The 12,279-nt window shown below is 40.5% G+C and carries 10 protein-coding genes; all 10 read right to left on the bottom strand.

What is annotated here, in order from left to right:
* Nucleotides 1-3 precede the first annotated feature (3 nt).
* The 10 genes from glgA to pflB all read right to left on the bottom strand — a co-directional run bounded on the left by glgA (nucleotide 4) and on the right by pflB (nucleotide 12,027).
* Nucleotides 4-1,437, bottom strand: coding sequence for a glycogen synthase GlgA (gene glgA, locus ENLAB_RS14955; protein ID WP_244351845.1), 1,434 nt, complete (start codon nucleotides 1,435-1,437; stop codon nucleotides 4-6).
* Complete coding sequence (glgD, locus tag ENLAB_RS14950; protein WP_244351844.1) at nucleotides 1,434-2,585, bottom strand: glucose-1-phosphate adenylyltransferase subunit GlgD; 1,152 nt, start codon at nucleotides 2,583-2,585, stop codon at nucleotides 1,434-1,436. The genes glgA and glgD overlap by 4 nt, the downstream gene beginning before the upstream one ends.
* On the bottom strand, nucleotides 2,575-3,717 hold the full coding sequence (locus ENLAB_RS14945) for a glucose-1-phosphate adenylyltransferase (protein ID WP_016610807.1): 1,143 nt from the start codon (nucleotides 3,715-3,717) through the stop codon (nucleotides 2,575-2,577). Before ENLAB_RS14945 ends, glgD begins: the two co-directional genes overlap by 11 nt.
* Before the next feature lie 31 nt (nucleotides 3,718-3,748).
* On the bottom strand, nucleotides 3,749-5,668 hold the full coding sequence (gene glgB / locus ENLAB_RS14940; protein WP_244351843.1) for a 1,4-alpha-glucan branching protein GlgB: 1,920 nt from the start codon (nucleotides 5,666-5,668) through the stop codon (nucleotides 3,749-3,751).
* Nucleotides 5,669-5,871: 203 nt separating this feature from the next.
* Nucleotides 5,872-6,279: a hypothetical protein gene (locus tag ENLAB_RS14935; RefSeq protein WP_077452679.1), complete on the bottom strand. Its 408-nt coding sequence runs from the start codon at nucleotides 6,277-6,279 to the stop codon at nucleotides 5,872-5,874.
* A gap of 94 nt (nucleotides 6,280-6,373) precedes the next feature.
* Nucleotides 6,374-6,820 (bottom strand): hypothetical protein, encoded by a 447-nt coding sequence (locus ENLAB_RS14930; RefSeq protein ID WP_081119138.1) that lies wholly within the window; start codon nucleotides 6,818-6,820, stop codon nucleotides 6,374-6,376.
* A gap of 196 nt (nucleotides 6,821-7,016) precedes the next feature.
* On the bottom strand, nucleotides 7,017-7,826 hold the full coding sequence (locus ENLAB_RS14925; protein WP_096742504.1) for a DUF1803 domain-containing protein: 810 nt from the start codon (nucleotides 7,824-7,826) through the stop codon (nucleotides 7,017-7,019).
* Between the two features lie 88 nt (nucleotides 7,827-7,914).
* The gene (locus ENLAB_RS14920) at nucleotides 7,915-8,844 is read right to left on the bottom strand and encodes a manganese-dependent inorganic pyrophosphatase (RefSeq protein WP_081119140.1); all 930 of its coding nucleotides are present in this window, start codon (nucleotides 8,842-8,844) and stop codon (nucleotides 7,915-7,917) included.
* 94 nt (nucleotides 8,845-8,938) lie between these two features.
* Nucleotides 8,939-9,694 carry a pyruvate formate-lyase-activating protein gene (pflA, locus tag ENLAB_RS14915; RefSeq protein WP_010749400.1) on the bottom strand — a complete coding sequence of 252 codons (756 nt, stop codon included), beginning with the start codon at nucleotides 9,692-9,694 and terminating at the stop codon, nucleotides 8,939-8,941.
* A 104-nt stretch (nucleotides 9,695-9,798) separates the two neighbouring features.
* On the bottom strand, nucleotides 9,799-12,027 hold the full coding sequence (pflB, locus tag ENLAB_RS14910) for a formate C-acetyltransferase (protein WP_244351842.1): 2,229 nt from the start codon (nucleotides 12,025-12,027) through the stop codon (nucleotides 9,799-9,801).
* Nucleotides 12,028-12,279 lie beyond the last annotated feature (252 nt).

The following is a 12,279-nucleotide window of genomic DNA, read 5'->3' as shown; positions in this document are numbered from 1 at the left end:
CAATCAAACTTTGATATTATTATACAACTCAACATAAAGATCTGAGCTTTGATTCCAGCTAAAATCTTTTTTCATTGCTTGCTTGACTAAAGCGTTCCAGGTTGTCGGATCCGATTCGTACAATTCGATTCCTTGTTTCAAGGCATTCATCAAGTAGAATGGTGAAAACTCTTGAAAGCCAAAGCCGGTACCTTGTTTGGTGATCGGATTATAGGAATCTACCGTATCTTTCAAGCCACCGATTTCATGGACGACGGGTAATGTACCATAACGCATCGCGATCATCTGCGACAGTCCGCATGGTTCAAAGGCGGAAGGCATCAAGAAGAGATCCGCTGCTGCGTATAACTTTTGCGCCAATGCGATGTCAAAAGAAATCGCGGCGGCACATTTTTCAGGATATTTCTGCGCAAAGTAGCGAAAGCCTTCTTCAAAATCATGTTCGCCAGTCCCTAGTAAGATGAACTGAACATCAAATTGCAAGAGGTTTTCCATTTCTTCAAGAACTAAATGGAACCCCTTTTGAGTGGTCAAACGACTGACAACGGAAATCAACGGAACCTCTTTACGAGTTGGCAAGCCAAACTGTTCTTGTAGCGCTCGCTTGTTTTTGGCTTTCCCTGATAAATCCTCGACACTGAAAGGATAGTCCAAATGAGGATCGGTTTCTGGATCGTTCATTTCATAATCAATTCCGTTCAAGATGCCGCTGAGTTTGCCGCTTTCCATACGTAAAATGACTTCAAGACCGCAACCGAACTCAGAGGTTTTGATTTCTTCACTATAGGAAGGACTGACGGTCGTGATGCGGTCAGCATACAAGATCCCTGCCTTCATAAAGTTCAAGCAATCGTTTAAGCGCAAGGTTCCATCATCGTATCTTTCTGTACCCATCCCAAAAAGATCTGGTAATATATCGCGACTATACCACCCTTGAAATCCAATGTTATGGATCGTCAAAACGGTGCGTATGTTTTGATACGCTTGAATCCAATGATATTTTTCTTTGATCAAGAACGGAATCATCGCCGTATGGTAATCATTGACATGAACGATGTCTGGAATAAATTCAATGCGTTCCATCATTTCGATCACGGCTAATTGGAAGAAAGCAAAGCGTTCCCCATCATCATAAAAATCATAGAGACGTTCGCGACCAAAATAATAGAGATTGTCTATGAAATAATAGGTCACAGCGCCTAGAACTAATTTTTTAATCCCACAATATTGCTTGCGCCAGCCGACCGCTACTTCAAAGGAAAAACAATCTTCCATTTGGTCTTGGTATTCGGCAGGTATTTTCGTAAAGTAAGGTAAGACGACAACCGTTTCGACGCCTTTTTTGACCAACTCTTTTGGCAATGCACCTGCAACATCCCCTAATCCGCCTGTTTTAAAAAACGGAGCGCATTCTGCTGCTGTAAACAAAACCTTCATGCGCTCGCTCCTCCGATAACATCTTCTGTCACATGAGAATTCTTCTTAATGACGATCGGCGCATCTTTGGTTCCCTGCACTTTTACACCTTCTGCGATGGTCACATTTTTATCTAAGATCGCATAAGAAACTTCGGCACCTGCTTTGATTTCGTTGTTTCCGAAAATGATTGCGCCTTTGACTTTTGCCTCAGGATGGATTTTCGTACGACGGGCAACCAGTGACTGTTCGACCATACCTTCCACGATGCAACCAGAAGCAAAATGGCTGTTTTTCACCTCAGACGTCTCCGAGTAATAGGTTGGTACTTCATTCTTCAATTTGGTATAAATTTTTTGATTCGAATAAAGCAATGAAGTGAATTTGTGCACATCTAACATATCCATGTTGGTTTGATAATAAGAAGAGATGTCGTAAATATTACTTAAATAACCAGTATATTCATAAAGGCCGGTATTCTCAACAGAGATCATTTCTCGTAAAAACTGACCGAGATCTGCCGTTGCGCCAACCGCTTGGCCTTCTTTAAGAGCCGTGATCAGACGATCCGTTTGAATAATAAAAATATCCGTACATAAATTGACTAAGGAGCCAACTTCCCCTTTTTTCGCTTGGATCGCTTCTTCTAAGTGACCTTCACTGTCAACATTGAACAACAAGTCGCTTTCAGAAACATGATCACTGTCGATACGTTTATACACCACAGTCATTTCATTGCCTTGTAGTTGATGAATTTTCAGCAATGCACGCAAATCAATGTTGCATAAGATCTTACTGCCCATAAATACAGTATGATCCGATTTGGATTTTTCCAGATAGTCAATGACATTATAGTAGTACTCTTGCCCTTCGGCTTGCTTTTTCAATGAGTCTTGGAATAAGTGGATAAAGAACCGGTTTTGAACACCGTCCAAGTTCCACTCTTTTCCGCCACCGATATGATCAAAGACCGACTGCGTTTCTCCTTCATTGAAAATCATGTAGACTTGTTTGATATTCGCATTTTCAATACTTGAAAGATTGAAATCTAGCAAGCGATATTTGCAATCAAATAACAAGGTTGATAGCGGACGATTTTCCGTTAATGGCATCAAGTCTTGGTATCGCTGTAGGTTCCCTAAAATCGCACACATTTTATTAGTTCTCATCAATCGTCACCCCTAAAATTTCAGAATAGCCGACTACGGCAATTTCGTCTGTTCCATCGATTTCTGCGTCGTCACCAATCACTGCATTTTCCCCAACGATCACTCGGTTTAATTTGACGTTTCTGCCGATCACCGCTCCTGGCATGATCACACTGTCTTTGATGGTCGAGCCTTCTTTCACTTGCACATTCTCTGATAAAATGCTGTGCTCGATCTCCCCAGCAACATAGCAGCCATCCATCACAAGCGAATTTCTTGCAGCACCGGTTTCAGTCACAAAATGTGGGGGTGCGATTGGATTTTTAGAGAACACTTGCCAGCTTTTATCACGGATATTCAACTCCATGGCTGGATCAATAAATTCCATGTTGGCTTCCCATAAGGAATCGATTGTTCCTACGTCTTTCCAATAGCCAGAGAAGCGATAGGCAAAAACGTTGTCGCCGCTTTCGAGATAAGAAGGAATGACATGTTTCCCAAAATCGACCATTTCGCCGTCTTTTGTGTAGTTACTCAATAGCATACTGCGTAGACGACTCCAATCAAATATATAGATCCCCATCGAAGCAAGATTGCTTTTTGGTTCGGCTGGTTTTTCATCAAATTCGATGATGCGGTCATTTTTATCAGTATTCATGATCCCGAAACGAGAAGCATCTTTCATCGGAACTTCGAGAACTGCAACCGTCAATGAAGCATCATTTTCTTTGTGTTTTTCCAGCATTTCTTCATAATCCATTTTATAAATATGATCGCCGGATAATATCAAGACATATTGCGGGTCCATCTCATCGATATAGGCGATGTTTTGATAGATGGCATGGGCGGTTCCTTCAAACCATTTTTCGCCTTCTGAATTTGAATATGGCTGTAAGATGGTCACTCCGGTACTGATGCCATCCAATCCCCAGCTCGCACCATTGCCGATATGGTTGTTTAGTGCTAATGGCTGGTACTGTGTGACAACACCCACATTTTTGATTCCTGAATTGACACAATTACTCAACGTGAAATCGATGATCCGATATCTGCCACCAAATGGAACCGCTGGTTTAGCAATATTCTTTGTTAATTTCCCTAATCGAGTCCCTTGTCCCCCTGCGAGGATCATTGCTAACATCTCTGTTTTCATTTTGTTTGGTGATCTACTCACCTTTCCCCCTTTACTCTTTTTTTCGTGATTTTGTTGGTCCTTTTTTACGCGTCATTTTGATTTTTTCTGGTTTGATGATCAAAGCCCCAAGTGCAGGCAAAATTGTTTTTATTTGATAATCATATCGTTTAAAAGGGGTATGACTGGTTTGACAGTCTTGGTTATTAGCAATCCAAGTTCCGCCAAATATATCCCGTTCCGTGTTTAAAATCTCACGATATGTTCCTTCATACGGAACACCGATCGCAAAATCGTGCCGCTCCACCGGTGTTAGATTGACCACAACGATCAAGAAATCTTTTTTGGTTTTCCCTTGTCGCAAGAAAGTCAATGTCGTTTCATCTAAGTTATCTGCATCGATCACTTCCAACGATTCTTCCTGATCATCTAGCTCCCAAAGACCTCGTTCTTCTTTGTACAATTCATTCAAGGTTTGGGTGAAGAACTGCATTTTTGCATTTAGGAAATCGTTTAGATCGACCCATTCAAGTCCGTGATCGTACTTCCATTCTAAAAACTGACCCCACTCACTTCCCATAAACAATAGTTTTTTTCCTGGATGCATCATCATGTACGTATAAAGATTGCGTAATTGTGAAAACTGCTTGTAGCGGTCTCCCCACATTTTGTGCATCAAACTTTTTTTACCATGAACAACTTCATCATGCGAGAGAGGCAAAATATAATTTTCTTGCATCCGATACATAAAAGAAAAAGAAAGCAAACTTAAATGGTCTTTGCGGAAAATCGGATCCATCTCGTAAAAACGCAAGACATCGTTCATCCAGCCCATATTCCATTTATAATCAAATCCTAACGCGCCCTCTTCGACCATTCCTGTTATTTTGGTCTCAGAAGTACTTTCTTCTGCTATCATGACCACTGCTGGATGGGCTAATTTAATAACGGAATTAAGCTTCTGCAAGAAGTAATAGCCTTCAAAATTGCGATTGCCGCCTTCGTGATTGGGCTCCCAAGGTCCTTCGTCATAGTCGCGGTAAATCATGTTGGAAACAGCGTCCACTCGAATCCCATCGATATGATAGAACTCAATCCAAAACAAGGCGCTTGAGATCAGGAAGCTTTGGACTTGCGGTTTCCCTAGATCAAAATTGATTGCTCCCCAGCGCACATTTTTGGCTCGATTCTCGTCCATGTATTCGAAGGTTGGTGTCCCATCATAATAAGCGAGGCTGTCGTCATTGACACAAAAATGTCCAGGTACCCAGTCAACAAAGACACCAATATTTTCTAAGTGGCATGCCTCTACAAAATCTTGGAACTCTTCTGGTGTCCCATAATAGGAACTGAGCGCAAAATAACCTGTCAACTGATAGCCCCAAGAGGTACCTAATGGATGTTCCATCAGTGGCATAAATTCAATATGGGTATAACCCATTTTTTTCACATAAGGAATAAGTTCATCTTTTAATTCAGAGAAGCGATAAGGGGTACCGTCTTCGTGGTGCTTCCACGAGCTGGCATGAACTTCATAAATATTTAGAGGTCGGTTAAATGTTTTCTGTCTTTTTTTGCGGCCTTGCCACAGTCCGTCCCGCCATTTTTTGGGAGGAATCTTGTGCAAGACTGCCGCTGTTCCTGGTCGAGCTTCAAAATGGACAGCAAAAGGGTCAATCTTTAACACTTCTCGTCCATTTGCTTGTTTGACTTTGTATTTATAAAGCTGGCCTGCTTCTACTTGATTGGTCTCAATTTCCCAGACTCCAGATTCTGGCCTTTTATTCATTGGCAAAGTGTCTGTCCATTGGTTGAAATCGCCAACAAGCCAAACTTGTTGAGCCTTTGGTGCCCAAACGCGAAACACATAGCCGTTAGCGACTTGATGGGCTCCTAAGAAATGTTGGACATAAAAATTTTCACCACTCAGAAAGTCTTTTTCTGCAGTCAGTTCCTGTTGTTTGGTAACCACTCTCTCATCAGTCCTCCTTCAATTCATCTTGATCGCTTATTCTGTGACCATCGATCACTGTCACGATTTTACCCTTTGAGAAAGATTCGCAAGCAAATGTTCTCTACTGCTAGCATAGCATAAAATAAATTTCTAGTAACGTAATAACCCTATGATACGAACGAATTGTTCTGGACAGAAAAAAACAGCTTGAACGTATCTGTTCAACCTGTTTCAGCTCTACTTTTTAGCTTTTGGAAAATGAAGTATGTGACTACACATAACTGAAACAAACTTACCAATACTAGGATAAAAACAACCATCATCGGAAGTGTTTCAGTTAATTCAACATATGCCAACAGTGTCCCAAATGCAGAAGAGGCGGAGCAAAAACACCAAAATCGAAACCCATAAAAACTCGTCACTACGGTATAAAGACTAATGATCCCCAATAAGAAAAGCTGAGTAAATCGGTCAAATACCGTATCGGTATAATAAATTTCACCTAACAAGACTTGGATCGTACCAAAACTAGTTGGTACTTTGTAAAGCGTCAGCAGTGCGCCGATCAGGCTGAATGCACCAATCAGAAGATGACTGCCAGCTAAGCCGATTCGAATGTTTAGTTTCACGCATCTTTCACAACCTTCAATATTTGATCCTTTTTTGAAAACAACTGTTTCTACAGTCACTTTCTTTCCCCGCTAGAGCCGAAATCATCTTCAACTATTTTGCTTGCCAAAGCTCTTTTACTTGTCCGTCAGTATAAACTTTATAGGCTTTATTTACCGCCAATGATTTACCAGTGTGACCAATCAAGTAGTAATTCCCATCACAGTCAAACTCACTCTCACTTAATAGTTTATAACTCGTTACAGGACCATCAGCCATTTTCTTTGCCAAGTAACGCAGAGCATGGGCTGGATTCACTAAGTAATTTTGATTCACTAACCAATCAATAACCACGGAAACGATTGTATTTGCCCCAAATCGTTCCTTTTGCTTCAATGCCAGAATGAGATCTCCGTCAGAAAAACGTGTTTCATCGATCCCCGCATTTGTAATTGCTTGCCGAGCAGCTTCTATTTCTGTCATCGATACGAATGTAATCATTTCTGCTTTCGTTTTATGCCCTTCCAACTGTTCAAACTCAACCGTTTTATATCCTTCCATTTTTATATCCCCTTTCAAAGTTCTGAAATCATCATATCACCAAGAAATCAAAACTCCAAACAAAACGATTGTTGTTTTTTAATTTTTATTCATCAAATTATCATTTTAAAGAAAACTAAAAAAGCTGTTAGAATGATGTCTAACAGCTTTTAAAAAATCATATAATTTTAAACAAATAACACAATTATTAGAAATATCAAATATTATTGAAAAATAAAGTGTTGTATGAACCTGTCCTTATTGCTAATTGAGCAATTACTAATCGTTGCAAGAAACTATCCTTTTCAGAAGGAGGATAACGACCGTTTTTTAGATTATCACAATTTATTTCTTCCAGCAAGAAATCTAGCTCGGAACTGACAATTTTCAATCGTTGGAGCGATTCTAGAAAAATACTTGAACGCACTTTTTTGTTTTTACGGATACGTTCAAAGATGACACTTACTTGATCTAAGTAATAGACTGGATCGACATCGCCAATCAAATCCATTAGTTCGTCATAAACCGCTAGATTTTGTAGCTGGCGATTTGCTTCAAAAAAAGCCGGTAGTGTCGGTGGCCATGGCGCTTCTGCGTAAGTGATCATCTGAAACGTCTCATGAGTCAACGAATACACGACTCCTTGCTCCACTCCTTGCAAACAACCATAAAAATATTTGTTTTCAGCACTTGTCACCGTAAAGCTTTTGATAAAATCAGCAATCTCTTGTGTTGACCAATCAAGGGCTTCTTGATAAAAACCGTCACTTTCTTGCAACTGCTTTTGATCTTCTTCAGTATAAACAGGAAAACCTAAAAAATAGCGTCGATTTTTACGGATGATCAAAGCTGATGCGATCAGGCGGTCAAGAGTTTTATCAAATGACACCTCCGGAAACTTCGCTTTTAGCTCTCGTAATGTCGGCGGTTCTTGACAGCTTAGAAGCACATGAACCAAATCATGGAATTCAGAAGATGCCACTATCGGTTGTAATGAACGATAATGGGGACTATAAAAAAATTTCACTGTGTGGACTCCTTATTCAAAAAATCATGAAAAATGCTGGCTTGATCTACCAAAACAGATCTCACCAGCATTCTGACATTTATTCAAATTATCCTTCAAAAACTGCGGTTAATTGAGGAACGATTTGTTTTTTACGAGAAACAACTCCTGGTAAGAAGGCACGATTGTTGGTTAATGTCGTGTTAAACGCTGCTTCTACTGGGGCAATTGGTTCACCAACAACTAATAGCTCAGAATTACTGTCTAAGATATCAGTAGCAACCAGCAAGAACAGATCATAGCCATTTGCTGACATTGATTCTTTCATGGCAGCTTCCAACTCTGATTGACGGTCAAAGACTTCTTTTAAATCGACCGTATTGACTTGCCCGATACGGATGTTTTTCCCGCCCATTGGGAAGCTTTTTGCATCCAAGTCCAGCAATTCTGCTGCTGATTTTGTCCCAAGGTTTGTGCCGGCTTTCAACATGTCCAATCCGTATGCTTCCAGTTCAACACCTGCTAAAACCGCTAATTCTTTTGCTGCCGCTACATCTTCATCGGTACATGTTGGCGATTTGAATAACAATGTATCGGAGATGATCGCTGAAAGCATGATTCCTGCGATCGCTTTTGGTATTTCCACTTGATTTTCTTTGTATAACTTCAAGACGATCGTACTGGTACAACCAACAGGTTCTGCACGATAGTACAGTGGGTTAGCTGTCTCAAAGTTAGCGATACGGTGATGATCGACCACTGCTAATACAGTAACATCCGCAATATCTGCTGCACTTTGTTGAAATTCGTTATGATCCACTAGCATTACTTCTTGGGTTTCCTTTGCCACTGAATCGATCACACGAGGAGCAGCCAGACCAAAGGTATCTAGTGCAAATTGTGTTTCTTCATTTGGTGTACCAAGCGCTACTGCTTCACAGTCTTTCCCGAGTTGATTTTGTAAGTTCGCAAAAGCAATCGCTGCACCAATGGCATCGGTATCAGGATTTTGATGACCGAACACTAATATTTTCGACATTTCTTCATCGCTCCTATTTCAATTGATATTCACTTTCTAATCATAGTAAAAAAACAGGAAAGAAGCAATAGCAATCTCTTCTTTCCTGTTTTAATCAACGGGTTAAGTAGCCTTTATAGTCGTCTACATGAAGCAAACGTTTGGCATTTTTCACCCGATCTTCTGTTGGTGGTTCGATGCCTTCAAGGGGATATTTCAAACCAAGCTCATCCCACTTGTATTTTCCCATCGTGTGATAAGGCAAGATCTCCACTTTATCGACATTCTTCAGTGTTTTGATAAACTCATCCAAACGGATCAAAAATTCATCATAGTCGCTTCTAAATGGAACCAGCACGTGGCGAATCCAGACAGGTTGATTGATTTCTGAAAGATAATTCGCCATATCCAAAATGTTATCATTGGATTGAGTAGTTAACTCTTTATGGGCTTTGTTATCGATATGTTTGATATCAAACAACAGCAAATCAGTCACAGTCATCAACTCTTGAAACTTACTGAAAAAAGGCTCTTCTCGTGTAAATGGTTTTCCGCAAGTATCCAATGTTGTGCTGACCCCTTCTGCTTTGGCTTTGCGAAACAAATCGATCAGAAAATCCATTTGAAGTAACGGTTCCCCACCACTGACAGTGATCCCACCTTTTTGTCCCCAGAATTCACGGTATTTCAACGCTTCTTCTAAGACGTCATCGGTCGTTCGTTCGACACCCGTGCCAATCTTCCAAGTATCTGGATTATGACAAAACTGGCAACGCATGCGGCATCCTTGCATGAATACAATAAAACGGATACCCGGTCCATCTACCGATCCAAAACTTTCTGTTGAATGTACTTGTCCTGTTACTGCCATAATGCTCTTCCTTTCTTCGAAACGACGGATGATCTTGTTCCGTCTGATACTTTCAAAACAAGAGGCGGCGGATTTTCCCGTCCGCCGCCTGAATTTGTTACTTATTACATTGCTTCGTGCATTGTACGAGCAATGACATCATCTTGTTGTTCTTTGGTCAATTTAATGAAGTTAACCGCATAACCAGAAACCCGAATCGTTAATTGTGGGTATTTTTCTGGATGAGCTTGCGCATCAAGTAATGTATCACGGTTAAATACGTTAATATTTAAGTGGTGACCACCTTTTACAGCATAGCCATCTAACATTGTTGCTAGATTTTCTTGTTGTGTTTCATCGTCACGACCTAATGCTTTAGGTACGATTGAGAAGGTGTTTGAAATACCATCTAATGAGTAATCATATGGCAATTTCGCAACTGATGAAAGACTTGCCAACGCTCCATGAGTATCGCGACCATGCATTGGATTTGCTCCTGGAGCAAATGGTGCACCTGCACGACGTCCATCAGGCGTGTTCCCTGTTTTCTTACCATAAACCACGTTAGAAGTGATTGTAAGGATCGATGTTGTGTGTTTTGAATCACGGTAAGTTTTGGTGCGTTTCACTTTCTTCATGAAGGCTTTCAACAAGTTGACTGCGATATCATCTACGCGGTCATCATTGTTTCCGTATTTAGGATAATCGCCTTCGATTTCGTAATCTTCAACAATGCCGTTTTCATCACGGATCGTACGAACTTTGGCATATTTGATTGCTGATAATGAGTCAACTGCTACAGAGAAACCAGCGATACCAGTAGCCATCGTACGTAAAATGTCTGTATCTTGTAGCGCCATTTCAATGCGTTCATAAGAATATTTGTCGTGCATGTAATGAATGATGTTCAATGTGTTCACATACAGATCACAAATCCAGTCCATCATTGTGTCATATTTTTCCATTACTTCGTTGTAATCCAAGTATTCAGAAGTAATTGGTTGGAATTTTGGTCCAACTTGTGCTTTTGATTTTTCATCGACCCCACCGTTGATTGCATACAACAATGTTTTTGCTAAGTTGGCACGAGCACCAAAGAATTGCATTTGTTTCCCGATACGCATTGCTGATACACAACAAGCGATTCCGTAGTCGTCGCCCCAATGCCCACGCATCACATCATCGTTTTCATATTGAATCGCTGATGTTTGAATCGACATTTTCGCACAGAATGTTTTGAAGTTATGAGGCAAACGTGTTGACCACAAAACAGTCAAGTTTGGTTCTGGTGCTGGACCTAAGTTTGCTAGAGTGTGTAAGAAACGGAAGCTGTTTTTTGTTACCATGTGGCGTCCATCTTCACCCATACCAGCGATTGACTCAGTTACCCAAGTTGGGTCACCAGAGAACAAGGCATTGTAATCAGGTGTCCGAGCAAATTTCACAAGACGTAGTTTCATGACAAAATGGTCAACGATTTCTTGTGCTTCTACTTCAGTGATCACACCGTTTTTCAAATCACGCTCTACATAAATATCAAGGAAAGTTGACGTACGTCCCAATGACATTGCTGCACCGTTTTGTTCTTTGATCGCTGCTAAGTAACCAAGATATAACCATTGGAATGCTTCTTTTGCCGTTTGAGCAGGTTTAGAAATATCAAATCCGTAAATGTTTCCTAGTTCTTTCAATTCGCTTAAAGCACGAATTTGTTCACTTAATTCTTCCCGTTGGCGGATAATGTCTTCAGACATGGTTCCGTTTCCGCAATATAGTAGGTCTTGTTGTTTTTCTTTGATCAAGAAGTCCACTCCGTATAATGCAACACGACGGTAGTCACCAATGATCCGGCCACGGCCGTATGCATCAGGAAGACCTGTGATTACACCAGAACGACGAGCTGCTCTGATTTCAGGTGTATAGGCATCAAATACTCCTTGGTTATGTGTTTTACGGTAGTCGCGGAAAATGTGAGAAACTTCCGCATCAATTTCATAGCCGTAAGATTCTGCTGCTTGTTCTGACATGCGGATGCCGCCAAATGGTTGCAAGCTGCGTTTAAATGGTTTTTCCGTTTGGAAACCAACAACTGTTTCTAAGTCTTTGTCTAAGTAGCCAGGTCCATGAGAAGTAATCGTTGAAACGACTTTTGTATCCATATCCAATACGCCGCCAGCTTCACGCTCTTGCTTGTTCAGTTCCATGACTTGATCCCATAGCTTTGTCGTTGCTTCAGTAGCATCTGCTAGGAATTCATCTGTTCCGTCATAAGGTGTGTAGTTTTCTTGGATGAAGTCGCGTACATTTACTTCTTCTTTCCAAGTTTTTCCTTTAAATCCATTCCATTGTTCCATCTGATGGACCTCCTTAAATTTTCTGTTCACTAATGTAACAGCTTTACGTGAACAGTATAACACACACCTGAATGATTGCAAGCATTTTCAAGAATTATTTTGAACAATTTAATTATTTTTAAGATGTTTATTATTAAAAACGTTGATTTATAGGTATATTTTAAATGTGAATCTTTTATTAAAGTACGTTTTTAGCAAATGTGAAAGATTAATTAAGAGGTAAATAACAGCCATCCTGTACTGGTACAGAAT

This window comes from Enterococcus innesii, from assembly GCF_022846515.1.
GTDB lineage: Bacteria > Bacillota > Bacilli > Lactobacillales > Enterococcaceae > Enterococcus_D > Enterococcus_D innesii.
The sequence above is the reverse complement of the archived record's forward strand: the minus strand, read 5'-3'. Positions and strand labels throughout refer to the sequence as shown.